This window comes from Lentibacillus halodurans (genome assembly GCF_900112045.1).
GTDB classification, from domain to species: Bacteria; Bacillota; Bacilli; order Bacillales; family Amphibacillaceae; genus Lentibacillus; species Lentibacillus halodurans.
This window is the reverse complement of record NZ_FOJW01000014.1, coordinates 20710-46057: the sequence shown is the minus strand read 5'-3', so window position 1 is coordinate 46057 and position 25348 is coordinate 20710. Positions and strand designations below refer to the sequence as shown.

The following is a 25348-nucleotide window of genomic DNA, read 5'->3' as shown; positions in this document are numbered from 1 at the left end:
TACATCCTTATTCATCGTTGATACCGACTGCGAAAGCGTGACATTTTGTCTTGGTGCAGCCTCCCTTCCATTCTGATGTTAGTTGCGTGCGATCATTCTCTCCGGCAGCATACTGCGCAGACTTCAGCCTTCTCGGAAAGCAAATCTAAGACCAAGTGACTTCTCCGTTGGTGGATCTTGCGAACAAATTTTCAAACATACCTAAAAGATACATCCGAACTGTTCCCATCATAGTGGAATCATCGTTCGGATGTATCTTTGGCTAATATACTTTTGTCCCTGTGTCTTATGCCTGTACAGGTTCCGGTGGCACATCGCTGTCACTATAGCGATGATCCAAGTCTACAAACTTATTATATTCTTTTACAAATGCCAGTTCAACATTGCCGACTGGGCCGTTCCGCTGTTTGGAGATGATGATTTCAATAATATTTTGTTTCTCGGATTCCTGATCATAATAGTCATCCCGGTACAAAAACCCTACGATGTCAGCATCCTGCTCGATACTTCCTGATTCACGCAAGTCCGACATCATCGGACGCTTGTCCTGACGTGCCTCCACACCACGTGAAAGCTGTGACAAAGCGATTAAAGGAACATTCAATTCACGTGCTAAAGCTTTAAGGGCACGAGAGATTTCCGACACTTCCTGCTGTCTGTTTTCCCGGGAATTGCCACTGCCCTGAATAAGCTGCAAATAGTCGATCAGAATCATACCCAGGCCATGTTCCTGCTTCAGACGCCTGCATTTTGAGCGAATTTCGCTGACACGGATGCCAGGGGAGTCATCAATGTAAATGCCGGCATTGGAAAGACTGCCCATCGCCATTGTCAGTTTACTCCAGTCATCCGCCTCAAGTCTTCCAGTTCGAAGCCGCTGTGCATCAATATTACCTTCTGCACAAAGCATACGGGAAACGAGCTGATCGGCTCCCATCTCCAAACTGAAAATCGCCACACTTTCATCGGTGTTAATGGAGACATTTTGAGCAATATTCAAGGCAAAAGCAGTTTTACCGACTGATGGCCTTGCTGCAATAATGATCAAATCGTTACGCTGGAAACCGGAAGTGATCTGATCTAAATCACGATAGCCTGTCGGAATTCCAGTTATGTCGCCATCATGGTGATGAAGCTGTTCAATATTATCATATACATCGATCAGAACGTCTTTAATCGCTTTAAATGTTCCGGAATTCTTCTGGCTGGACACCTCCAGAATGTTCTTTTCCGCTTCATTTAGCACTTCTTCTACATCATCTTCATTGGCAAATCCTGACGTTACAATATCCGTCGCCGTTCTGATCAGCCGGCGGAGCAGTGCTTTTTCCTCAACAATTTTGCTGTAATAATCGATGTTGGCTGCTGTCGGGACACTGCCTGCCAAGTCAGACAAATAAGCAACTCCACCTGCCTCATCGAGTTTTTTTTCATTGGACAGGGATGTAGTTACCGTAACAAGGTCTATCGGTTCTCCCTTATCTGTTAACTTCAGCATTGTATCAAATATCCGTTGATGGCTTGCGCGGTAAAAATCATCAGGCATTAAACGCTCAGCAGCCGATGATAATGCTTCCGGTTCCAAAAAGACGGCACCAATAACAGCCTGTTCTGCTTCGATATTATGCGGCGGTACACGATCATTCCAAAGTTCGCTCATCTTCTTCCCCCCTTGTGGAGAGATCTCGTTACTGATGTTCCATGAAACATCCTGCTTACTCCTCCACAACGTGAACTTTGATGGTACCGGTAACTTCCGGATGCAATTTCACCGGAACATTCGTATACCCAAGTGATCGTATTGGCGTATCAAGTTCAATTTTACGTTTATCGATTTTATATCCATAGTCTTTTTTCAGAGCATCCGCAATATGCTTTGATGTAATCGAACCGAACAGTCGTCCACCGTCTCCGGATTTTGCCTTTATTTCAATTGTTGAGTCGGCAAGTTCATTCTTCAAAAGTTCTGCTTCTTTTTTCTCTTCTTCTGCTTGCTGCTGCTGTTTTTTCTTTTTCGCTTCCAATGCTTTCATATTTCCCGGGGTGGCCTCTTGAGCAAGATTATTTTTCAGGAGATAGTTGCGTGCATAGCCATCTGAGACATTTTTCACTTCACCTTTTTTTCCTTTCCCTTTTACATCCTGCGTGAATATTACTTTCATTCGGTTTCCCCTCCTGTAAAATACTCTTCTAATATATCCTTCAATAATGCTTCTGTATCTTCAATCGTTGTATCTTCAATTTGTGTGGCAGCATTGGTTAAATGTCCTCCGCCATTCATTTTTTCCATGATGACCTGCACATTGACATCTCCAAGTGAACGGGCACTTACCCCGATTCGCCCGTCATCTCGTTCGGAAATAACAAATGATGCATTAATACCGCTCATTGTGAGCAATGTATCTGCTGCCTGTGCAATTAAAACACCACCGTAGACTTCATCAGATACTCCTTTTGAAATGGCAATGGTATCACGATATATTTCCGCTCTTTCAATCAGTTTGCTTCGTTTAATATATATATCCAGATCCTCTTTCATAAATCGCTGCACCAATACCGTATCGGCACCTTTTGACCTTAAATAGGAGGCAGCATCGAAAGTACGTGATCCTGTCCTTAGCGTGAAACTTTTTGTATCGACAATGATACCTGCCAGCAATGCTGTTGCCTCCAGCATTTTCAGTTTCAACGAATTCGGCTGATACTCCAGCAGCTCAGTAACCAGTTCTGCTGTTGATGATGCATACGGCTCCATATAAACGAGTGTCGGATGGTCGATAAATTCTTCACCACGCCGATGATGGTCTATTACCACTTTATACTCTGTTTTATTTAAAAGTCTTTCGTTTGCTACCATGGATGGTTTATGGGTATCCACAACGACAACCAGGCTTCGGCTTGTAATCAGAGCTTCCGATTCGTCCGGTTCAACGAAGTGCTCCCATAATTCTTGCTCTTCTTTGATTTCCTCAACTAGCCGGTAAACACCGGTATCAACGTCATCCTGGTCAAATACGATATATCCTTCCACATTATTGGCTTTCACAATGTTCAAAATGCCTATTGCAGCCCCAAATGAATCCATATCCGGTGCTTTGTGACCCATGATAATAACATTATCGCTTCCCTGGACCAAATCTTTTAATGCATGTGAAATAACCCGCGCTCTGACTCTTGTTCGTTTTTCCATCGGATTTGTGCGACCGCCATAAAAACGGACTTTACCAAGATCATCTTTAATGACGACCTGATCACCGCCGCGCCCTAATGCCAGATCAAGACTTGATTGTGCCATTTCACCGAGATCCGGCAACAGACTGTCACCCAGGCCGGCCCCAATACTTAAGGTAATCGGTATATTCTGTTCTGCATTTAACCCGCGAACTTCATCCAATATATCGAACTTCGCCTTTTCCAGCTGATCCAGCGTCTCTTTTGTTAAAACGGCCAAGAACCGATCCTGTGATGTGCGCTTCAGATAAATGTCATAATCATTGGACCAATTATTCAATACAGATGTTACCTTAGAGTTTAATTGACTCTTTAACGTATCGTCCATGTTCTGGGTGATTTCTTCATAGTTGTCGAGAAAAATAATGGCAATAACCGTTTTCTCATTGTTATAACGTGTCTGGATTTGAGACTGTTTCGTACGATCGGACAAATATAACAATCGTTCTTCTTTTTTTATGGTGATCTGAAAATGGTATCCATCCAGCTCAAGCCATATTTCATCATCGTTCTCTTTAATTTTTGAGGTCAGATCATCCGAAAGCATATTGAGTGAATATCCTACGAGTGTGTCGTCTTTGGTAAAACGATTCATGTACGGGTTTGCCCATTCAATTTTATAATCCTCGTTATACAATATGATTCCGATTGGCATTTCCAATAGTGCTTCTTCCCCGACACGTTTCACACGATGGGAGAGGGTTGCGATATAGTTTTCCGTTTCCTGCTGTAATTTACTTTCTGTCTGTATACTATAATACAGTGATGCAGCCAGTATCAAAGTCAGCACCAGTCCTAATATCCATTGAAAGTACCAGACAAAGCCAAGCAGTATAACAGATAACAAGTAAATCACCCATAAGTGACTGCTTAGCATTGGCTTCTTTTGAAAATCCTGCATATCATCAGCTCCTACCTGAACTCCCACTTACTTTTTTTGATTGGAAATGCGGTCCCTCAAGGAAAATCCTATATCAATTATACCTAATAGACGAACCAGGTAAAGAAAGATAAATGGGAAAAATATGGTTAAAATGATACTGGTTATCGGCAGTGCTTTCGACATATGCTTTGCATGAGCGTAGTAAAATATAAAAGAAAAACCTTGTAATGTCATTAATATGCCCGTAAGCATCAATACATTATGAACAGCTGTAAAAACCATTCCGGATTGATCAAGATTGAAAAATGACATGATTAACGCAAAAAAGTAAATCCAGATTAATGAAACCGGAAGTCTAAGTGTTCGGAATGGCGGAAAATGTAACTGCTTATTTTCTGTCCGGTTAATGACTTTATAACTCACCCATTGGCTGACGAATGCAAGCAATAGTGCCACAATCGCTATCCATACCGGAAGTAGATCCGTCAGCACCCCAAGTTGTTCTGTCACCATCCCCATTTGCTCTTCAGTCAATTCATTAAGACCAAACTGCTCCATAACATCCTGGCTCATGGTAATGGACTGTTGAATCATCTGATTAATTTCATTTACCAGGTTCATTTGAAATATATATTGGCTGAACACGAAAACAAGCACTATTCCAACCACAAATCCAATTGTTCCCCGTGCCCAAGTTTCATACGCAGTTAAATTTCTGTGAATAGCGCTTCCAATCATCATTCCTCCAATTCCCATTAAAATTGGAATTGGCAGTGAAAAAATGGATGTAAGCAGTGATGATAGAATGGCGGCAGCAATCAGCATAACCATTGACGGCTTCCAATCATACCTGGAAGCAAATAAAATAAAGGGTACAGGCAGTATAAAGGTTGCGATTAATGTGATAACAGGAACAAAGGTCGCAATAAGCATTAATATCATAAATACTGCTGTTAATAGTGCCCCATCTGTCAGCTGTTTGGATTGATTCATTCATTGCACCCTCTTCAGTAATTTGTTTCCAAACCAATAAGGTGGTCACCTTATTGTTATATGATAACACGATTTAAGTTATATTTGGTGTTTAAAATAATAGAAACAATTTCCCCGGATTTTGCAGGCATGCTAATTATAACGTGGCGTCCCTGAACACGTGATACGCCCTTTCCCTGAATGAAGTTTCACTTTATCCCGCATGTAACTGGCAGTAAAACCCCCGATCATGATTTGAAATCTGATCAATAACAGACTTCGGGGATTAATTGACAGGCAGGCTAAGTTCGTCACGTCCTGTCCGGCGAAACACCCCTCTGAAGTTTCACTTTATTGCCCGGGAAATATTATCTGGAAATTTGTCGAAGCTATTTTTCAAGGAAAATTCATAGTTCACATGTGCTATGAATGATGTTTTTTATTATAATGAAGCTATAGTACGATCATGTAACCGGAGATGAAAAATGTGATATTTTTAAGAACGTTTTTAAATAGTATCAAATTGCCCGACAAGCAAGCGATGTTTACATTAAACCGGATTGGCATGGACATCACAGTCGTGTACTTGTTTATCCTTCTGTTGTTAGTCTCCATTCCATCATTCGTTGATCAGCTTACCAGCAACAGTGGTGCCGGTGCTGATATGAATCTGTTATTCTTGCTCATTTATTTTTTTATATTTTATTATTTACCGTTAACCATTATCGTTTTTTTGTTTATTTCACTTATTGCATTTTCAGGTACGGGCATTGCCAAATTACTGGGTCGTAAAATCCGGTTTTCGATGCTATGGAAACTGAGTGCTTACACAACAACCATTCCATTTATTATATACACCATACTTGCATTCTTCTTTTCCATTAATCATGTCTTTGCGGGACTATTTATTCTGTATTCATTTCTATTTATGGTCAAAATGATAACCGTTTATCCGAAGCGTAAAATCCGAAAATAGGAGTTTGAGTTATGCGAAATACGAAGATATCTGTTTTTCTAATAATCGGTTTGCTGCTTTTAGCCGGCTGCTCGAATCAGGAAGAATCAAATGAAACAGAGATACTTGTAGCTGCTGCTTCAAGTTTATCCGATACCCTTTCTGAGCTTAAAGAAGCATTCGAATCAGAACACCCGGGCACAACATTAACGTTAAATTATGGTGCATCCGGTAAACTTTCCCGGCAGATATTACAAGGTGCTCCGGTTGATGTATTCCTTTCTGCCAATCAAAAATGGATGAATCAACTTACAGATGAAGATATGATTGTTACGAATACACGGACCGATTTTATTCAAAACAGACTTGTCCTGATTTCCAGTCAGAACAAATCATTTTCGATTAACGCGTTAAGTGACTTAACAACCCTTGATACGGAACAAATTGCAATTGGTGAACCGGAAAGTGTGCCAGCCGGAAATTATGCCGAGCAGACACTGCGTCAAAGCGGTATTTGGGAATCATTGAACAATAAATTTGTGTACACGAACAATGCACAGCAAACGCTGACATATGTTGAATCCGGAAATACAGATATTGGCATTGTTTATGCCAGTGATCTGGAGCGATCCGGTTTGGTAAACAAACTGCTAACCATTGATGACAAGCTGCATGATCCAATCTTTTATCCAGCTGCCGTCACCACAGCAAGTCAATCGAAGGAAAAGGCTGAGCAATTTATTCAATTTCTGCAGACAGACGAAGCACAATCCATTTTGCAGGAACATGGATTCACCAGTTAAAGGGGTATATGAATGGACTTAACACCACTTTTTTTGTCTTTGAAAATTGCCAGTATGGCAACTGTCATTGTATTTGTTACAGGTGTGTTTTTCGCCAGAATCATAACGCGAAGAAGGTTCCCGGGAAAGCGTATCCTTGAATCACTGCTGATGCTGCCGTTAGTATTACCGCCAACTGTTGTTGGATTTGGACTGCTCTACATATTCGGTAACAATGGACCGATTGGAAAATGGCTTTTACAATGGTTTGATGTTCAAATTGTGTTTACTTGGACAGGTGCTGTTATAGCAGCCATTGTCGTTGCCTTTCCATTGATGTATCAGAGTGCTGCAGCTTCTTTTCAAAAATACGATCGAAATATTGAACATGCTGCACTGACGATGGGAGCATCCAAGTGGCGGGTATTTTGGAGCATCTCTTTCCCGCTTGCTTGGCCGGGTTTATTGGCCGGACTGGTTTTGACCTTTGCCAGGGCATTAGGTGAATTTGGCGCTACTTTAATGATTGCCGGCTATATTCCCAATCAGACAGAGACCATTCCACTGTCTATCTATTTTGCGGTAGAATCGGGAAATAGAGATGTGGCACTATTCTGGGTCATCAGCATTCTGATGATTGGATTTGGTGCGATTTTATGGCTGAATTGGTGGAGCGAACGAAATATATTACGGTTGACAAGTAATCAATAACTTACACTGGGATAATAGGGATGGGAATGAATCATGCTTCTGGTCAATATACAAAAAAAACTGCAATCATTATTACTTGATGTCCATTTTAAGGCTGACGGCGAAATCGTGGTATTATTTGGGCCATCAGGCGCCGGTAAAACGACCATATTGAATTGCATAGCCGGACTGATCCACCCTGACTCCGGACAAATCAAACTAAATAAACGAAATCTATACAACGGAAAGCAAAAACCAATGCCCATCGCAAAACGCCATATTGGCTACTTATTTCAGGATTATGCCTTATTTCCGCATATGACGGTTGAAAAAAATATCCGATACGGAATGAAAGATGAACAGCTGCTGCACCATCTTGCTGAGTTAATGGGGATCAAGCATTTATTTGGCAGCTACCCTCATCAGATTTCCGGTGGCGAAAAACAGCGGGTTGCCCTTGTTCGTACATTGGTAACAAAACCGAAAGCACTGCTACTGGATGAACCTTTTTCTTCATTGGACATTCACACAAAATTGGCATGTCAGGATGAATTAATACGGCTGCATGAATCATGGAACATACCTATCGTATTGGTTACTCATGATATAGAAGAGGCAGAAAAGCTTGGAGATCTGATTTTAAGAATCGATAATGGTCAATTGTTCTGTCCACAATAAAACCCGATTCTACGCTGTTTTATCACGTGAATCGGGTTTTCATTTTCATTATTCCGCTACATATGGCAATAATGCCATTTGACGGGCAAGTTTGATTGCTTTTGTCAGTTTACGTTGATATTTTGCAGAAGTTCCAGTTACACGGCGGGGAAGAATTTTTCCACGCTCGGAAATGAACTTTCTCAAAAGATCAACATCCTTGTAGTCGATGTGTGTAATACCGTTCGCTTTGAAGTAACACACTTTACGACGCTTTGCACGACCGCGACGAGCTGCCATTTGTAACCCTCCTTTTTTTATCAGGAAAGAAGTGTCAGATTGCATACCATACCGGTAACGTAATCGGCTCCAAATCTGCTGCTTCTAACCTCTAGAATGGTAAATCATCGTCTGATATGTCAATAGGCTCTCCGTTGTCTTTAAACGGATTTTCGCTATTTTGTGATTGATTTGTCTGGTTCTGATTCTGGTTTGGCTGGAATCCTGATGATTGCTGATCTTTGTTTTGTGAAGCTCCTTTTGATTCCAGGAACTGAACACTATCTGCTACAACTTCGGTTACGAAGACCGTCTTCCCATCCTGGCCTTCATAGGTCCGTGATTGCAAACGGCCGTCCACACCAATCATACTGCCTTTTTTCATGTAGCTTGCCAAATTTTCAGCAGCTCTCCGCCAAACAACACAATTAATGAAATCGGCATCCCGATTCCCTTGCTGATTTGAAAAAGGACGGTTGACTGCTACCGTAAAATTGGCTACTGCAACGCCGTTTGGTGTATAACGTAAATCAGGATCCTTCGTTAATCTGCCAACTAATACGACACGATTTAACATCAGAACCACTCCCTATTTATTGATCATCTTCCCGAATTGCCATATGGCGGATGATGTCATCTGTGAACTTCGCCTGACGGTCAAATTCATTAATGGCATTTTCATCACCACTGAAGTTAATGACAACATAATATCCGTCACGATAATCGTTGATTTCATACGCAAGGCGTCGCTTACCCATTTCATCAACTTTATCAATTTCCGCCCCGTTATCGGTCAGCACGTTATTGAAGCGCTCAATTAACTTGGTTTGAGCCTCTTCCTCAATGTCCGGGCGGATGATATACATGATTTCGTATTTTCTCATCCGTTACACCTCCTTTTGGTCTTAGCGGCTCTTTTACTATGAAAAGAGCAAGGAGTAATCTTGATTCTATTACTCACAATGGTGTATTATACCAAAAAACACCTTAAAAAACAAGCATTCGAGAGATCCTGATTTGTTATACATTTTAACATTTCACATGCGATACTGCTTCGTTCTGCATCACAGTTGACATAAACTGGTGCTCGTCACGTTACAGTGTTTCGATGAAGTATACGCGCCTCTCAACTGCAGCGTAATCGGACTCGGCAGACATGCCTGTCGATGCTTTAAGCAGCATAACGGTTCAGGCACGGACCAACACGATTATTTCATTTTGCTACACATTAAACCGGAAGTGAATCACGTCACCATCTTGAACAACATATTCCTTACCTTCCAGGCGCACCTTGCCCTTCTCCCGTGCATTGGCCATTGACCCTGTTTCAATCAAATCTTCATAAGAAACGGTTTCCGCACGGATAAAGCCACGTTCAAAGTCTGTATGAATAATTCCTGCTGCCTGTGGTGCTTTGATCCCTTTACGGAATGTCCACGCACGTACTTCCGGTTCACCGGCTGTAAAATACGTTCCCAATCCCAATAAGTTGTAGGATGCTTTTATAAGCTGATCAAGTCCGGCCTCCGCTATTCCCAGATCATCGAGAAACATTTCTTTTTCTTCCAATTCCAATTCGGTCATTTCCTCTTCAATTTTAGCACAGACTACAATCACTTCAGCATTATCATGACCAGCATATTCTTTTACTTTTTGTACTTCTTCGTTTGCTTCTGGATCTTGCACATCATCTTCACTTACATTCGCTGCATACAAAGCGGGTTTGCTTGTCAGCAGATGAAGATTTTTTACCAGTTTCCAATCTTCATCGGAAAATTCGAGGGCCCGTACAGGTTTTTCTGCTTCCAATCCTTCTTTCAATTTTGCAAGCAGGTTATATTCTGCCACGGCCTCCTTTTCCTTCTGTCTGGCCATTTTTTCTACCCGCTGCAGCCGTTTGCTGACAGTTTCCAGATCTGCCAGAATCAGTTCCAGATTAATGGTTTCAATATCATCGATCGGATCAATTTTGCCTGATACGTGTGTAATATTGTCATCCTGGAAACAGCGGACCACCTGGCAAATGGCATCCACCTGGCGAATGTGGGATAAAAACTGATTGCCCAGCCCTTCTCCTTGACTTGCTCCTTTCACAATTCCGGCAATATCCGTAAATTCAAATGTTGTCGGAACTGTTTTTTTCGGTTTGACCAATTCCGTTAATTTATTTAAGCGATCGTCAGGAACTTCCACAATGCCCACATTCGGATCGATTGTTGCAAACGGATAGTTGGCCGCTTCAGCACCCGCTTGTGTGATGGCATTAAACAATGTTGATTTGCCTACATTTGGAAGTCCGACGATTCCTGCTGTCAATGACATGTAACTTTCACTCCTTAAGGATTCCATTCATATGAACGCGTCAGTCATATCAATTATAGATAGAAGACGAATAAATGACAAGCAATGAAAAAATAAAAATAAGCACTTATAAATGCTTATTTTTAATGAATTGCGCTGTAAAATTGAATTCTTGTATATCAGTTCACCATAAATTTTATATTTGAGGCGGTTTTAAAAAAAATTTGGACAAATTATGCTTCCGCTTTGACGATTATTTTTTTCATTTTTTTAGTAAATTCTTTTCTCGGAATCATGACACTATGGCTGCAACCCATGCATTTGATCCGGATGTCCATCCCCATACGAATGATTTTCCACCGGTTTTCACCGCAAGGATGCGGTTTCTTCATCTGAACGATATCATTTAATCCGAACGTTTTATCTGCCATCATCATTCCTCCCTTACATTTCCCGATCGCGTTCTATTTCAGAAGAAGCAGGCTCCTGATGTCTTGAATACATGACAAGTCGTGGCGCTGGTATTTCGATCCCTTGTTTATAGAGAACTTCCTTGATTTCTTTCCGGATAATGCGGGCACCGGCCCACTGATATTCGGGGAGCGTCTCTGCGATAAGCCGTATCACGTAATAGGATGCTTCAAGCGTTTGTACACCAATAATCTCCGGCGTGCGAACAATTTCCTCATATTGATCAGGCAGGGTTTGTCCGACCTCCTCGATGATTTTTTCAGCAGCAGCTACATCACTTTCATATGGAACATTCACATCAACAATTGCAAGGCCATTGTGCACCGAGTAATTCGTCACCTGTGTCACGTTGCCATTGGGGAGGATATGCTGCTCACCAGTCCAGCTTTGTATTTTGGTAGTGCGCATGCCGATTTCCTCCACTGTGCCTTCAATATCGGATGTCCGAATATAATCCCCTACTGAAAATTGATCCTCAAATATAATGAAGAAACCGGAAATGATATCCCGCACCAAATTCTGCGCACCAAAACCGATCGCAAGGCCTGCTACCCCCGCGCCAGCCAATAAACTGCTGATTGGCAAACCAAATGCCCCATCCAATATCATAATAATAGCGATAAAATAAACCGTATATTTCAGGGCATTCTTCATGAGCTTTTTTAATGTTATTTCTCGTCTTTCTGTTATTCGAAAAGGCCTCTTTGTACGATTTTCAAAAACACGTTCTATCACCCTGCTGCCTAAACGGACCACAACGACCGCAAGCAAATAGATCGTGATAGCCTTTAATAATGCCTCACCAATCGTAATCCAGAGATCCAGACCTGTTACATATCCCCATAACTCGGTTAACTTACGATTCATAAAATCCACCATAAAACCTCCGGCAGTTGTTATATAAATAGATTTTACAATAACCGTCCCATTATGAAAAGAAAAGCGACATCAAACACGCTTATGACCAGTCTTATGCCATAATGGATAAAGCAGTAGTCGTGTTAAAACATATAAATTTAAAATACCATAAACCGGGTAAATATAGTTAATCAGCGTGGAAAATCCCAATGTTGTCAGTGGCACCATCGCAACAATGATCACTGCTGCCAATAACCAAATCGGCGCATTCCAAACATTTTGCAATCTCGATACAATACCTAAGATACCTGAAGCAGCTGTTGTAAAAATCGCAAACCATAAAAGAACCGACATGAAAATGAGTATTTCAAATGGGTAGTGCTTTAAAATAGCAAATAATGGGATTTCATATAAAAGCAGCTCATCTGCAATCTGAATTAAGCTGTTGTTATAAATAAAGGAGATAACACCCAATGTTAATCCACTTCCGAATGCCGCAATATATATTTCCCGCTTCGTTTTGACTTTATTGCCAATCGCGCCTAACACTGCAATCAGCGGCAATATATTCAATGCCGTAAATGGAAATGCTGCTGTCCAATTCCGCTGTTCACTCAAATTGGACAGTACATTCAGCCCCTGATCTTTTGTAAATAATAATAATATAAATAACAAACCACCAAGCAATAATGGCAATACGATTTGATTCATCGCCAGCAAGCCACTGATGTCCTTTAAAAACAAAGCAATCAGACCGACCGTTATAACCAGAACGCCCCACCAGAAGGAAAAATCAAATGCTTGTCCGGTTGCACCGCTTCCTGCAATCATTACAACCGTTGTCGTTGATAAATATAAAAATATCATGACATCGTATACTTTTGTCAGCCTGTCCCCTACAATATCACGAAGTACCGGTAAATAATCACTTGATTGCTGCTGATAGCTTACATGCATAATGACATAACAGCATACTGAAAAAAACACGGTAAATAACAGAATTGCAAGACCGCTTTCATGGCCGAAAAACTGCCATAACTCTCTTCCAGACGCATAACCAGCCCCGATTGTTGTGCCGATTATTAAAAACATCCACTTCAGACCTGCTCGCAACATCGCTACGCCTCCATCACATTTCTACGTATAGTTTGATAATTTTTTCCGTATACTAATACCAATATGTTTCTGGAGGATAAGCTATGAATCTAATGGACCGTTTCATTCCAAAAAAAGAAAAACTGCAAATACACTATAGTGATCAGGATCTGTTGGACAAGATGAATGAACGAATTATTTCCTGGCTGCCATCGACACCCAAGGAATATATCATCGTTTGTATTGGAACAGATAGATCGACAGGTGATGCCCTAGGGCCTTTGACAGGCTCCTTTTTATCGGATATGCAACCAAAACATTTACGCGTATATGGCACATTGCCTGAGCCAGTCCATGCTACCAATATGGAGGACTATGTAAATCAAATTTATAAACTGCATCGTCACCCCTTTATCATTGCGGTGGATGCTTCATTAGGCAAAACAACTTCAGTAGGCAGCATTATTACGGATATCGGTTCACTTAATCCAGGTGCTGCTCTAAATAAGAATCTTCCGCCTATTGGTGATATTCATATTACCGGTGTTGTCAATATCAGCGGGTTTATGGAATACGCCATCTTACAAAACACTAGACTTTCCCTGGTAGTCGATATGGCAAAGCATATTGCTGCCTTATTGAAAAAAATTGATCAGCAATTAACTTATTCCAAAACTTTTCCGGATATTGTGACGTCACATAAACACCAAGTATTAAAAAATTGAGCAAGGAAGCAATTAAGCAGCTATCCTGTTGCAACGCCTTTGTAATTTGCATCGTGCAGACCCGAACCGAATCGAGCCTTTATGACAAACAGGACGTGCTATCGCCGATCCCGATGATGCGACAGGACGTCGCGTTATGATCGGACAGGCAGTTGTTCTCTGCCAATTTTACATTTTCTGCAGCTTTGAATGCGAGTAACTTACTGCCTGTTAAGACGGGGTATAGTCTTACGGACGGTTCCACCAGAATCATGAATACGTTATGACGTTATAAAAAGAAATTAAAAACACTGCTATCTAAAGCAGCGTTTTTAGTATATATTAAAACAGCAAGTAAACATAATAGACGCCCCCGACCGTTAAGATCGATGGTAGCAAATTTCCTACTCTTATTTGAACGATTTTCAATAAATTAAGACCAATCGCCATGATTAACAGACCACCTACCGCAGTCAGCTCGCCAATCAAGCCGTCAAGGAATGATTCGGGGATCCAGTTGGTAATCTGGGTAGCCAGTAATGCAATCGACCCTTGGTAAAGGAATACCGGGACAACTGAAAGAATAACCCCAAATCCAAGTGTAGTCGTCAATACGAGCGCAACAAAACCGTCAATCACTCCTTTTGTGATCAGCACTTCATGGTCTCCCCGCAGCCCGCCATCTAAAGCTCCAATGACTGACAGCGCACCAATCACAAAAACAAGGGATGCAGTTATGAATCCTTGCGCAACACTTATATTGTCATTTGTTGTCGCAAATTTACTTCCTATCCAATCTCCTGCCCGATTAATCCCCTCTTCCAAATGTATAAATTCGCCAATAATAGCACCTGTCAACAAACTTAATAACACGACAATAATCGCTTCTGTAGACAGAGCCATTTGTAGCCCAATTAGAATAACCGCCAATCCAATGCCATGCATAACGGTTTCTTTATATCTTTCCGGTATTTTGGTAAAAAATAACCCAATCAGACTTCCGGCTATGATGCAAATGCCATTAACGATTGTACCGAATAAAGCCATATATCTATCCCCATTTTGTACCATACTTAAATCATATTGTAGGATTCTGTTATTTCGTGAATTGCCTTTAAAAATTGTTCAACTTCTTTTTCTGTATTGTACATGCTGAAACTTGCTCACCTTTATCCGTTGTATTGATGGCTTCATGTGTTAACGAGCTGCAATGAAGACCTGCACGTACAGCGATGTCAAAGTGCGAATCGAGAATCATCGCAATTTCCTGTGATGGTATGCCGAGCACATTAAATGCAACAATCGGCATGCGGTGTTTATGTTCATCCGGGCTGTATATTGTCACACCTTCTATCTGCTTCAAGCCTTTTAAAAGGTTTTAACTTAGGATTGTTTCACGTGAAACATTTTCATGTCTTCGTGCTTCATACAATGTTAAAGCAGCGTTTAATCCAGCTATACCAGGTGTATTTAACGTCCCACTTCCGAATTTTTCCGGCCACTGTGGCGGCTGTTCAGGATTCTCAGAATAGCTGCCAGTGCCGCCATGATGAATCGGTTCCAAGTCAATATCACTGTTAATCAGAAACATGCCCGTACCCTGTGGGCCAGCAAACCTTTGTGACCTGGAACAGCCATCATATCAATACCCATATTCTGCATATGTATAGCTCTGTGCCCGGCTGTTTGTGAAGCATCTACTAGAACGGGTATGTTATATTGTTTCGCAACGGCCGCTGATGCTTCCACCGGGGTCAATTCGCCGGTTACGTTGGATGCGTGCGACATGGCGATTAACTTTGTGTTCGCATTCATTGAATGCGCAATCTCATCTGTGAAAGCTCATCATCTTTCAAGGGTAAATATGTAATGTCCACGCCAAATTGTTTTTTTATATATTCGAGTGGTCTCCGTATGGCATTACTCGAAAGTTGTTGCGATAACATGGTCGCCTTTTGACCATGACAAACCTTTGATAGCCTGATTTAAGGCTCCTGTTGCATTTTGGTAAATAATGCTTGTTTTGGATTACGGCAGCCGAAAACGCGGCAAGCTGTTTCCCTTGTTTTAAATATGACTTCAGATGCCTCTCTCGCCAATTTATGGCTTCCCCTGCCCGGATTGGCACCTATTTCATTTAATGCATGGATCATTGCACCTCCTACTTCGGTCGGCTTTGGAAACGATGATGCAGCCTGATCGAAATAGATCATTTTAAACACCCCGCTGTGAATAAAATCTGTGGCACGAAAAAAAACAGCTGCCGCCTCGTCTTTCCAGCGGTCAGAAATTAGCGTTTGTCGGAAATCGGCGAGTTAGCCGATTTCCGTATTAATACGTCAACCCAACAATTTTATGCCTTCTTTACTAAAAAAAGAGACTGACTTATGTTTTCGATTTCCCGAATATAACGGGCAGTAATCCCCTCTCCTGCTATATGGTAAGCAAGGATGGATAAATGGGAAAGTAACCTTTCATGTTTTAAGTTACTCTTCTTATGTCATGTTTCAAATGTCTCTAATATACGTTCAAGGTCTTCATTGGAGTAAAATTCAATTTCAATTTTACCTTTGCGTTTTCCCCGATTAATGGAAACAGCAGTCCCTAACTGTTCTCGTAAAACCGATTCCCTTTCCTGCAAAAAGATATCTTTTTTAGGTTTTGCTTTTTTCTTTTTAGGCTGTTCATTCATTTGGACAATCAGCTGTTCTACCTGACGTACATTTAACTTTTCATTACGTATTTTATTTACAAGCGGCAGCACTTGATCCTTATCTTTCACGCCGAGCAAAGCCCTGCCATGCCCCATCGATAGTTCACCATTGTTTATATAGGCTGTAACCTGTTCCGGCAAAGAAAGAAGTCGGACGATATTCGCGATATGTGAGCGGCTTTTTCCCAGTCGCTTTGATAATTCATCCTGTGTAATACCAATTTCATTCATTAAATTCTGATATGCGTGAGCCTCCTCAATTGCTGTTAAATCTTCACGCTGCAAGTTTTCCAGTAAGGCCACTTCCATCATTTTTTCATCTGATAAATCTTTGACAACAGCTGGGAGCGTCGTTAATTCTGCTTCTTTGGCAGCACGGAAACGGCGTTCACCAACGACAATTTCATAGCCTTTAATACTATTTCGGACAATTAATGGCTGAACAATCCCATATTCCAGGATTGAATCTTTTAATTCTTCGATCGCATCCGCATGAAATGTTTTTCTTGGTTGATAAGGATTTGGCCGGCATTCATTCACCGGAATTTCCTGAATGACATCATCGTTCTTTTCTTCCAATTCAGTCGGAAAAAATGCATTGATTCCTTTACCCAACCCTCTCGCCATTACTTATCACTTCCTTCGCTAATTCAAGATAAACCTCTGCACCTTTTGATTTGGGATCATACGAAATAATGGGTTCACCATGACTAGGTGCCTCTCCCAAACGAATATTCCTCGGAATAACCGATTGATAGACTTTATCCTGAAAATATTTTTTAACTTCCTCAATCACTTGAATGCCAAGATTTGTCCTTGCATCAAGCATTGTTAACAGAACACCCTCAATCATTAAGGACTTATTCAAATGTTTTTGAACTAACCGTATCGTATTCAGTAACTGACTTAACCCTTCCAGTGCATAATACTCACATTGTACAGGAATTAAAACAGTATCTGAGGATGTAAGTGCATTAATGGTCAGCAGTCCTAAAGAAGGCGGACAATCAATGATAATGTAATCATATTTTCCTTTAAGACTTTCTAAAGCCTTCTTTAACCGTATTTCACGTGAAATCGTCGAGACTAACTCAATTTCAGCTCCTGAAAGTTGAATTGTGGCAGGTATAATGTCCAAATTATCTACTTGTGTCGGCACACAAACCTCCTCGGCAGGTAAATCTTCCACTAAAACATTATAGACACATTGATCCATATCGGCTTTATTTACTCCTACTCCACTTGTGGCATTGCCCTGAGGATCTACGTCTACAACTAATACTTTATTGTTTAAATGTGCAAGACCTGCACTCAAGTTAACTGCTGATGTTGTTTTTCCTACGCCACCCTTTTGATTGGCAATGGCTATAATTTTTCCCATGCTGTCACCTACCTAACATCTATACTTATTATTCTATCACTTTTTTTAAATAAGCGGTTATGAAATGGATATTTTTAAACCTTCGTTCTTTGATTAGAATCTATTAATCACCTGATTTGGGATTTAAAAACCACTCATCTTATGTATCTACAAAGATGAATGGTGTTGTTCAATCAATATTATGAATATATTATTTCTTTTTCGGTATTTTGATTGTTATTTGATAAAAGTCATCTAAATCCTCTTCATCTGTTTCTACATCTATCCCCGTATCTGAAACCATATTCAGGGACTGACGAATCGTATTCATAGCAATTCGCACATCTTTATTAACGCCTTTACGTTTTGGACGTTTTTTGGATGTTTTTTGATCAGGCTGGTTCATCTTTTCGATATGTTCTTCTGTCTGTTTCACGTTTAAATCTTTTTTCAGTATAAGCTCCAGTACTTTCACCTGTATAGCTGGGTCATCAACTTTGATCAACGCTCTTGCATGTCTTTCTGTTATTTGTTTATCCAATACCGCTGTTTGTACCTCTTCAGGAAGCTTTAATAGCCGTATTTTATTTGCGATCGTTGATTGATTTTTCCCAAGACGTTGTGCTAATGCCTCCTGTGTCAGTGAGTGCAATTCCAGCAGCCTTGCATAAGCACTTGCTTCTTCAATAACCGTAAGTTCCTCGCGCTGAAGGTTTTCAATTAAAGCAACCGAGGCAATTTCCGTATCTGTCATTCCACGAATAATTGCAGGTATATGATCCCAACCTAATATTTGTACTGCGCGCCATCTGCGTTCACCGGCAATCAGTTCATATTTGTTTTCCTCTTCCAGTTTTCGGACAACGATTGGTTGAATCATACCATGTGTATGTATTGTTTGTGCCAGTTCTTTCATTTTTTCTTCATTGAATACAGATCTTGGCTGGAATCTATTTGCTTCTATCTTATCAATAGGAAGTTCGGTAACCTCACCTGGATGGTAGTTTTCTTCATCTGGTGCCATTTCATTTTTATCTCCCATCCCAAAAATTCGGTTTAATGGACTTACCACTACCTAACACCACCTTTACAATCAGCTCTATTTCAAAACCATGGTACGCCTTTGCGTAATTCAAACAGCCATCATACGACGAAAAATTCCTGTTCAAAACTGGAAATGTTCCACGTGAAACATTTCCTGAGAATCTATTCACGCAACCATTCACTGAAGCTTTCATAACACAGAAGCGTTATCGTTTGGAATATACAAATAACCCTTTATAACTTCAGAATGATAGGCTAAAGTAACGTTCTAGCAAATTCTATAACCATTCTATCACACATATCCATGAATGGGTATGCATCTTAAATAACTTTTGGAACTGTATGGGAGGATTAACTAATTGGGCTTTTATTCGGTAACCCTGGTTTTCTCGGGTACTTTCTAGGCGTCTTTTGTTTTTTATGTATAACTATCATCGAACGTTCGCTGTTTTCCTCAGGTAAGCGAAATGTATGAATCGTATCCAATTTGCCACCCAGAATGTCAATCGCATTCTTGGCATCATTTATTTCTTCATTCACCTGCGAACCTTTCATTGCCATAAACACACCATTTGTTTCAGTCAATGGCAAACACAATTCACTCAGCACGGACATTCGTGCAACCGCTCTTGAGATAACGATATCAAATGACTCTCTGAACTGATGATTTTGACCGAAGTTTTCTGCCCGGTCATGATAAAAAGCAACATTAACCAGATCAAGTTTTTCGGCTAATTGATTTAAAAAATGAATCCGTTTTTGTAACGAGTCAACAATGGTGACATTTAATTCTGGAAAACATATTTTAAGTGGAATGCCGGGAAACCCTGCCCCGGCACCCACATCACAAATCGTTAAGTTGCCTGTAAAATCGTGATAAAAAGCGGCAGAAACAGAATCATAAAAATGTTTCAGATACACATCTTCTTCATCTGTTAAGGCCGTCAGATTGATCTTTTCATTCCATTCCACCAGCAACTGAAAATAAACAGCAAATTGCTCTTGTTGTTTTCCATTCAGTTTAATGCCCTGTTTACGCAATGCTTCCGTAAATTGTTCTGGTTTCATGAATAACTTAGCTCCTTCAATTAGTTGGCGACACGAGCAATTTTACCTTGCTCAATATAAACAAGCAGAATAGACACGTCTGATGGATTAACACCCGAAATACGTGATGCTTGACCGACCGAAAGCGGACGAACTTTTTTCAGTTTTTCTTTTGCTTCATGGGCTATTCCATCAATATCATCATAATCAATGTGATCAGGGATCCTTTTGCCTTCCATTTTAAGCATTCGTTCAACTTGTTCATTTGCCTTTTTAATATATCCTTCATATTTGATTTGTATTTCGACCTGTTCTCTGACAATATTCGGCAACGTTTTATCCGATTGGATCACTTTTGCAAGCATGTCATAGCTGACTTCAGGGCGTTTTAGCATGTCATATGCTTTGACGGCTTCCTTCAGTGGTGAACCATTTGCATCTTTCAGCATTTGCTGTACAGGCTCTTCCGGTTTGACGATAATTTTTTCAAGACGTTTTTTCTCTTGTTCAACAAGACGTTTTTTCTCAACGAACTGATTGTACCGTTCTTTATTGATTAAACCATAGTCATGCCCGATTTCGGTTAGACGTAAATCGGCATTATCATGACGCAATAACAAACGATATTCAGCGCGGGATGTCAGCAGACGATATGGCTCTTTTGTTCCTTTCGTAACCAAATCATCAATTAATACACCGATATATGCCCGCGATCTGTCAAGGATCAGCGGCTCTTTGCCGACAACTTTTGCTGCAGCATTAATACCAGCCATAATGCCTTGTGCTGCTGCTTCTTCATATCCTGATGTGCCATTGATTTGCCCAGCTGTAAATAAACCGGGGATGTTTTTCAATTCCAATGTCGGCCATAGTTGTGTCGGAATAACCGCGTCGTATTCAATCGCATAACCGCCGCGCATAATTTCAGCATTTTCCAGCCCTGGCACTGTTTTGACCATATCATGCTGGATATCTTCCGGCAACGATGTTGACAGCCCCTGAACATATACTTCTTCCGTATCTCTTCCCTCAGGCTCAAGAAAAACCTGATGGCGCGGTTTATCATTAAACCGGACGATCTTATCTTCAATCGATGGACAATAGCGCGGTCCTGTTCCACGTTTCATGCCGGAATACATAGCGGATGAAGATAGATTATCGTTAATGATCTGGTGCGTAAAATCATTTGTATACGTCAGCCAGCATGGAATCTGATCTGTAATATATTCCGTTGTTTCATAGGAAAAGCTTTGTTCCTTTTCATCACCGGGCTGTATTTCGGTTTTCGAGTAATCTATTGAATGACTGTTCACACGTGGTGGTGTTCCTGTTTTAAACCGGGTAAGATCAAGTCCGAGATCTTCAAGGTTTTCGGAAAGTTTGATGGATGCCCGCTGATTGTTTGGGCCACTTTCATATTCGAGATCCCCCATCAGCACTTTACCACGCATAAATGTCCCTGTCGTTACAATCACCTGATCCGCATAAAAAGCAGCTTTCGTTTCCGTAATAACGCCTTTACATGTGCCATCTTCCATAATCAGTTCATTGACCATTCCCTGTTTCAAATTCAGGTTTTCCTGATTTTCGAGGACATGTTTCATTTCTTTTATATAAAGCGGTTTATCTGCTTGTGCCCGTAAAGCTTGAACTGCTGGTCCTTTTCGAGTATTCAGCATACGCATTTGGATGTGTGTTTTGTCAATGACTTTACCCATCACACCACCAAGTGCATCAACTTCACGAACAACGATTCCTTTAGCAGGACCGCCAAGTGACGGGTTGCAAGGCATAAAAGCAATCATATCCAGATTCAATGTCAGCATTAATGTTTTCGCACCCATTTTTGCTGCGGCAACACCTGCTTCTACACCAGCATGACCGGCACCAACTACAATGACATCGTAATTTCCAGCATTATATACCATCTTTTTCACCCTTTCTGTTTGTTATGATTGAACGATTTTATCGCAAATATTTTAATAAGATAGCTGCTATTTAGACCGCAGTCTGAGAGTCTGATACACTTCGTTTCCAGAGAAGGCTTGTGAGCTCAGGCCAACATGATGTTGGTCACAAAAGCGTTGCCACAGACGTGAACGACCCTGCTTCCTGGAGTCTACGTGTTTTGGGACTGCTCAGAGAGCTTCTGAAAGGTTTATCCTATAGAAGCAGCAAATCATCTTAAAACCATCTTTTTATTTTCCTAAGCAAAATTGTGAGAATAACTGATCAATTAAACTGTCACTGGCTGTATCACCAATGATTTCCCCTAAAAATTCCCATGTACGGGTAACGTCTATTTGTACAATATCAAGAGGCATTTCCATTTCAATGCTATTCATAGCATCTTCCAAAGCCTTTTTAGCCTGTTTCAGCAATTGGATATGGCGGATATTGGAGACATAGGTCATATCGCCTGAATCGATATCACCAGCGAAAAACGTTTCAGCAATGGCTGATTCCAATTCGTCAATGCCCTCCTCTTTAATTAAGGAAGCTGTTATAACCGGTTTATCTTCAGCCAGCTGGTTTACCTTTTCCAAATCAAGCTTTTGCTCCAAATCCGTTTTATTTATCATCACAATATAATCCAATCCCTGGACTGCTTCAAAAAGCTTTTGATCTTCTTCGGTCAGTTCTTCATTGTAATTGAGCACAAATAATATAAGATCTGATTCTTCAAGTACTTTCCGTGACCGGTCAACACCGATTTTTTCGACAATATCTTCCGTTTCACGAATCCCTGCTGTATCAACCAACCTTAGTGGCACACCGCGAACATTAACATATTCCTCAATAATATCTCGGGTTGTTCCGGGAACTTCCGTAACAATAGCTTTATTCTCCTGAACAAGTGTATTCATCAATGAGGATTTACCGACATTCGGACGCCCAATAATCGCTGTTGACAATCCTTCACGCAAAATTTTTCCCTGTTTGGCGACTTCCAGCAGATGTTCGATTTCGGCGTGCACTTCTTTCGTTTTCTGCTGCATCATTTCGTTCGACATTTCCTCTACATCATCATATTCCGGATAATCAATGTTCACTTCTACATGGGCAACTGTTTCAAGCAGCTCCTGTCTGAGTCGGCCAATCAATTCAGAAAGACGCCCATCCATTTGTTTCAGTGCTACCGACATGGCTTTATCTGTTTTTGAACGAATTAAATCCATCACTGCTTCTGCCTGTGATAAGTCGATTCGCCCGTGTAAAAATGCGCGTTTGGTAAATTCACCCGGTTCTGCAATCCTTATACCTTGTTCCAGAATAATTTCCAGTACACGGTTTACTGCAACCATACCACCATGACAATTTATTTCTACAACATCTTCACGTGTGAACGTCTTCGGTGCGCGCATGATCGTAACCATGACTTCTTCAGCAACCTCATTTGTATCGGGAACAATGATTTTCCCGTAATGAATGGTATGCGAATCAGCATCATGCAAATTTTTTCCCTGAAACAATCCGGCCGTAACAGAAATAGCATCCGGGCCACTCAAGCGAACAATCGAAATCGCACCTTCACCAACCGGTGTTGATATCGCCGTTATGGTATCTGTCTCCATCTATCTCACCTCCATCATATCCTGTATTTCTAATCTATATTCAAAGCATTTATTGTTCTGCCAACAATATAATAGAATATCACAAATTCAAACAAAAATAAACTTATCCACAGTGTTAATATTTGCTTATAAGACCAAAAACCCATCTATCCACATGTGAATAGATGGGTTTTTCATCCGTCTTCATTAACGAAGCTGAGGAAAAAAATAACTCCCGGCTGACCGGGAGTTTAATGGATCAGGATAGCGGTTTGATAACAATGCGCCGATGTGGTTCAACACCATCTGAGTAGGTCGAAACTTGCTGATTATGCTGCAGTGCATTATGAATCATTTTACGTTCAAATGCGGGCATTGCCTCAAGCGCCACATTTTTGTTTAATCTTTCCGCTTTATCCGCCATTTTATGTGCCAGTGCTTCCAGCGTTTCTTTCCTTCGCCCGCGATACCCTTCCGCATCAACTGTTACACTGTAAAATTGACCTCCATTCTTATTTAATACGAGATGTACTAAATATTGGATAGCATTCAACGTCTGGCCGTGTTTACCAATTAATACAGCAATTTTTTCCCCGGAAAGGTCAAAGGTTACATGATTGTCTGAAACAGTGGTTGACACATCAGCTTGTACATTCATTTTTTCTGCTACTTCTTGCAAGAATGCTTCAGCCTCTTCAACTTGATTTTTTACCATTGTAACTTTCACGAATGCACGCTTGGTGCCAAATACGCCTAAAATTCCCTTTTTCCCTTCATCAATAATTTCAACCTCAACATGGTCCCTTGTGGTGTCTAACTGCTCTAAAGCTGATTGGACCGCTTCCTCAACTGTTTGTCCACTAGCAGTTATTTCTTTCACTTTTTGTCTCCCCCATTGTTATCATTATTCATCATAGGTTTTCGAATAAAAAGTGTCTGAGCAACCATGAAGATATTACCGACTACCCAGTATAAAGCTAATGCTGCCGGGAAGAAAAATGCAACAACCGTAATCATAATCGGCATAACATATAACATAACCATCATTTGCGGGTTTTGTGCAGCAGCACTGCCGGCCATCATTAACTTTTGCTGGAAGAATGTCGCTGCACCGGCAATCAGCGGTAGAATATAATCCGGTGATCCTAACTCAAACCATAAGAAATTGTGTGTTTGAATCGACTCTGTGCGCATAATCGCATGATACATGGCAATTAATATAGGCATTTGGACGAAAATCGGCAAACAACCTGCAAGTGGGTTCACCCCGTGCTTCTGAAACAGATTCATCGTTTCCTGCTGCAATTTCTGTTGGGTATTAGCATCCTTTGACGCATATTTTTCCTGTAATGCTTTAAGTTCCGGCTGAATATCCTGCATCGCTTTGGAACTTTTCAACTGTTTAACATTCAATGGCAATAGTATAAGTCGAAGGAAAATTGTAACTATGATAATCGATATACCGTAGTTTTCATTGAACAACTCAGCAATATAAATAACTACTTGTGATAATGGATATACAAAAAATGAGTTCCAAATCCCTTCACTTTCAGAAGTGATCGGTTCATTAACCTCCGTACAACCGGAGAGGAGCGCTATTAACCCGATTAAGGCTAAAAGCAGCCAAACCTTTTTACGCAATTTATTTCCTCCTAACTGATTAGAAAAACTAGAGGCTCGCCCTCCTCATAAGCGAGTGCCGAAATTTTTCTTATAAGGTCCAACATACACGATACTTTCAACGTTACAAAA

Annotated in this window: 26 protein-coding genes and 1 pseudogene; 5 read left to right on the top strand and 22 right to left on the bottom strand. The window is 40.8% G+C overall.

What is annotated here, in order from left to right; translation table 11 throughout:
- Positions 1 to 286: 286 nt before the first annotated feature.
- The 4 genes from dnaB to BM195_RS14910 are packed head-to-tail and all read right to left on the bottom strand — an operon-like array spanning position 287 to position 5107.
- Positions 287 to 1660: a replicative DNA helicase gene (gene dnaB, locus BM195_RS14925; protein ID WP_090240305.1), complete on the bottom strand. Its 1374-nt coding sequence runs from the start codon at positions 1658 to 1660 to the stop codon at positions 287 to 289.
- A gap of 55 nt (positions 1661 to 1715) precedes the next feature.
- On the bottom strand, positions 1716 to 2162 hold the full coding sequence (gene rplI, locus BM195_RS14920) for a 50S ribosomal protein L9 (protein WP_090240302.1): 447 nt from the start codon (positions 2160 to 2162) through the stop codon (positions 1716 to 1718).
- Complete coding sequence (locus BM195_RS14915) at positions 2159 to 4132, bottom strand: DHH family phosphoesterase (protein ID WP_090240299.1); 1974 nt, start codon at positions 4130 to 4132, stop codon at positions 2159 to 2161. The genes rplI and BM195_RS14915 overlap by 4 nt, the downstream gene beginning before the upstream one ends.
- A gap of 27 nt (positions 4133 to 4159) precedes the next feature.
- A complete protein-coding gene (locus BM195_RS14910) occupies positions 4160 to 5107 on the bottom strand; it encodes a YybS family protein (RefSeq protein ID WP_090240295.1) in 948 nt (315 codons plus the stop codon).
- Between the two features lie 466 nt (positions 5108 to 5573).
- On the opposite strand from BM195_RS14910, the gene BM195_RS14905 reads away from it, so the two are divergent.
- Genes BM195_RS14905 through BM195_RS14890 form a run of 4 tightly spaced genes read left to right on the top strand, consistent with a single transcriptional unit; the run spans position 5574 to position 8191 of the window.
- Complete coding sequence (locus BM195_RS14905; RefSeq protein ID WP_090240292.1) at positions 5574 to 6062, top strand: DUF1189 family protein; 489 nt, start codon at positions 5574 to 5576, stop codon at positions 6060 to 6062.
- 11 nt (positions 6063 to 6073) lie between these two features.
- Complete coding sequence (modA, locus tag BM195_RS14900; RefSeq protein WP_090240290.1) at positions 6074 to 6844, top strand: molybdate ABC transporter substrate-binding protein; 771 nt, start codon at positions 6074 to 6076, stop codon at positions 6842 to 6844.
- A gap of 12 nt (positions 6845 to 6856) precedes the next feature.
- The gene (gene modB / locus BM195_RS14895; RefSeq protein WP_090240287.1) at positions 6857 to 7534 is read left to right on the top strand and encodes a molybdate ABC transporter permease subunit; all 678 of its coding nucleotides are present in this window, start codon (positions 6857 to 6859) and stop codon (positions 7532 to 7534) included.
- 33 nt (positions 7535 to 7567) lie between these two features.
- On the top strand, positions 7568 to 8191 hold the full coding sequence (locus BM195_RS14890) for an ATP-binding cassette domain-containing protein (protein ID WP_090240284.1): 624 nt from the start codon (positions 7568 to 7570) through the stop codon (positions 8189 to 8191).
- 48 nt (positions 8192 to 8239) lie between these two features.
- On the opposite strand, the gene rpsR is transcribed toward BM195_RS14890, so the two are convergent.
- The 7 genes from rpsR to BM195_RS14855 all read right to left on the bottom strand — a co-directional run bounded on the left by rpsR (position 8240) and on the right by BM195_RS14855 (position 13195).
- The gene (gene rpsR, locus BM195_RS14885; RefSeq protein ID WP_090240281.1) at positions 8240 to 8470 is read right to left on the bottom strand and encodes a 30S ribosomal protein S18; all 231 of its coding nucleotides are present in this window, start codon (positions 8468 to 8470) and stop codon (positions 8240 to 8242) included.
- A gap of 91 nt (positions 8471 to 8561) precedes the next feature.
- The gene (ssb, locus tag BM195_RS14880) at positions 8562 to 9026 is read right to left on the bottom strand and encodes a single-stranded DNA-binding protein (protein ID WP_090240278.1); all 465 of its coding nucleotides are present in this window, start codon (positions 9024 to 9026) and stop codon (positions 8562 to 8564) included.
- A gap of 16 nt (positions 9027 to 9042) precedes the next feature.
- Positions 9043 to 9333: a 30S ribosomal protein S6 gene (rpsF, locus tag BM195_RS14875; protein WP_090240275.1), complete on the bottom strand. Its 291-nt coding sequence runs from the start codon at positions 9331 to 9333 to the stop codon at positions 9043 to 9045.
- Between the two features lie 337 nt (positions 9334 to 9670).
- Positions 9671 to 10771 carry a redox-regulated ATPase YchF gene (gene ychF, locus BM195_RS14870; protein ID WP_090240273.1) on the bottom strand — a complete coding sequence of 367 codons (1101 nt, stop codon included), beginning with the start codon at positions 10769 to 10771 and terminating at the stop codon, positions 9671 to 9673.
- 212 nt (positions 10772 to 10983) lie between these two features.
- Positions 10984 to 11181, bottom strand: coding sequence for a DUF951 domain-containing protein (locus BM195_RS14865; RefSeq protein WP_090240270.1), 198 nt, complete (start codon positions 11179 to 11181; stop codon positions 10984 to 10986).
- A gap of 13 nt (positions 11182 to 11194) precedes the next feature.
- On the bottom strand, positions 11195 to 12100 hold the full coding sequence (locus BM195_RS14860) for a mechanosensitive ion channel family protein (RefSeq protein ID WP_170848277.1): 906 nt from the start codon (positions 12098 to 12100) through the stop codon (positions 11195 to 11197).
- 69 nt (positions 12101 to 12169) lie between these two features.
- Positions 12170 to 13195, bottom strand: a complete 1026-nt coding sequence (locus BM195_RS14855; RefSeq protein WP_090240265.1) for a YkvI family membrane protein — start codon at positions 13193 to 13195, stop codon at positions 12170 to 12172.
- 83 nt (positions 13196 to 13278) lie between these two features.
- On the opposite strand from BM195_RS14855, the gene yyaC reads away from it, so the two are divergent.
- On the top strand, positions 13279 to 13899 hold the full coding sequence (gene yyaC, locus BM195_RS14850) for a spore protease YyaC (protein ID WP_090240263.1): 621 nt from the start codon (positions 13279 to 13281) through the stop codon (positions 13897 to 13899).
- 321 nt (positions 13900 to 14220) lie between these two features.
- Here the strand turns inward: yyaC and BM195_RS14845 are convergent, their stop codons facing one another.
- The 11 genes and pseudogenes from BM195_RS14845 to spoIIIJ form a co-directional block, all read right to left on the bottom strand.
- Positions 14221 to 14925, bottom strand: coding sequence for a DUF554 domain-containing protein (locus BM195_RS14845; protein ID WP_090240260.1), 705 nt, complete (start codon positions 14923 to 14925; stop codon positions 14221 to 14223).
- A gap of 67 nt (positions 14926 to 14992) precedes the next feature.
- Positions 14993 to 15666, bottom strand: a pseudogene (locus BM195_RS18680) (aminotransferase class V-fold PLP-dependent enzyme).
- A gap of 197 nt (positions 15667 to 15863) precedes the next feature.
- A complete protein-coding gene (locus tag BM195_RS18675) occupies positions 15864 to 16091 on the bottom strand; it encodes an aminotransferase class V-fold PLP-dependent enzyme (RefSeq protein ID WP_244535778.1) in 228 nt (75 codons plus the stop codon).
- A 287-nt stretch (positions 16092 to 16378) separates the two neighbouring features.
- On the bottom strand, positions 16379 to 17218 hold the full coding sequence (locus BM195_RS14835; protein WP_090240255.1) for a ParB/RepB/Spo0J family partition protein: 840 nt from the start codon (positions 17216 to 17218) through the stop codon (positions 16379 to 16381).
- A complete protein-coding gene (locus BM195_RS14830; RefSeq protein WP_090240252.1) occupies positions 17199 to 17972 on the bottom strand; it encodes a ParA family protein in 774 nt (257 codons plus the stop codon). Before BM195_RS14830 ends, BM195_RS14835 begins: the two co-directional genes overlap by 20 nt.
- 190 nt (positions 17973 to 18162) lie before the next feature.
- Positions 18163 to 19023 (bottom strand): nucleoid occlusion protein, encoded by an 861-nt coding sequence (noc, locus tag BM195_RS14825; protein WP_090240249.1) that lies wholly within the window; start codon positions 19021 to 19023, stop codon positions 18163 to 18165.
- A 323-nt stretch (positions 19024 to 19346) separates the two neighbouring features.
- Positions 19347 to 20063: a 16S rRNA (guanine(527)-N(7))-methyltransferase RsmG gene (gene rsmG, locus BM195_RS14820; RefSeq protein WP_090240247.1), complete on the bottom strand. Its 717-nt coding sequence runs from the start codon at positions 20061 to 20063 to the stop codon at positions 19347 to 19349.
- 20 nt (positions 20064 to 20083) lie between these two features.
- A complete protein-coding gene (mnmG, locus tag BM195_RS14815) occupies positions 20084 to 21970 on the bottom strand; it encodes a tRNA uridine-5-carboxymethylaminomethyl(34) synthesis enzyme MnmG (protein WP_090240245.1) in 1887 nt (628 codons plus the stop codon).
- Between the two features lie 270 nt (positions 21971 to 22240).
- Entirely contained in the window at positions 22241 to 23617 is a 1377-nt protein-coding gene (mnmE, locus tag BM195_RS14810) for a tRNA uridine-5-carboxymethylaminomethyl(34) synthesis GTPase MnmE (protein ID WP_090240242.1), read from the bottom strand.
- Positions 23618 to 23855: 238 nt separating this feature from the next.
- Positions 23856 to 24476, bottom strand: a complete 621-nt coding sequence (gene jag, locus BM195_RS14805) for an RNA-binding cell elongation regulator Jag/EloR (RefSeq protein ID WP_090240239.1) — start codon at positions 24474 to 24476, stop codon at positions 23856 to 23858.
- Positions 24473 to 25237: a YidC family membrane integrase SpoIIIJ gene (gene spoIIIJ, locus BM195_RS14800; RefSeq protein ID WP_090240236.1), complete on the bottom strand. Its 765-nt coding sequence runs from the start codon at positions 25235 to 25237 to the stop codon at positions 24473 to 24475. The genes jag and spoIIIJ overlap by 4 nt, the downstream gene beginning before the upstream one ends.
- Positions 25238 to 25348 lie beyond the last annotated feature (111 nt).